The 298-nt window shown below is 75.8% G+C and carries 1 protein-coding gene; it reads left to right on the top strand.

The window, feature by feature from the left end; translation table 11 throughout:
- On the top strand, window positions 1-298 hold a 298-nt coding region (locus AB0C29_RS19665; protein ID WP_360822025.1), incomplete at both ends, for a hypothetical protein.

The raw sequence follows: 298 nt of genomic DNA, 5'->3' as shown, positions 1-298 counted from the left end.
ATGACGAAGAACTCACCCTTGTCGAGGGCGGCCTGTGGCGCATCGCCGACGAGGTGCGGGTCGACGGGGAGGCCCTGCGCACGGTCGAGGACGTGGACCTGGCGGTCGCGTGGGTGCGGCGGGGGCAGGCCCGGCGACGGCTCGGCGAGCACTGGGCCGAGTGGATCCAGCGGCTGGCCATCCCGGAACGCCCCGGCGACCCGGAGGTGTGGGCCGGCACGCTGCTGGCCGAGGCCGCGCAGTCGCTGGGCTGGGACGCCCGGCAGTGGCCCGAGCTGTCCGCACGGCTGCGCGTGCT

This window comes from Actinoplanes sp. NPDC048791, from assembly GCF_040650095.1.
Classification (GTDB): Bacteria; Actinomycetota; Actinomycetes; order Mycobacteriales; family Micromonosporaceae; genus Actinoplanes.
The sequence above is the reverse complement of the archived record's forward strand: the minus strand, read 5'-3'. Positions and strand labels throughout refer to the sequence as shown.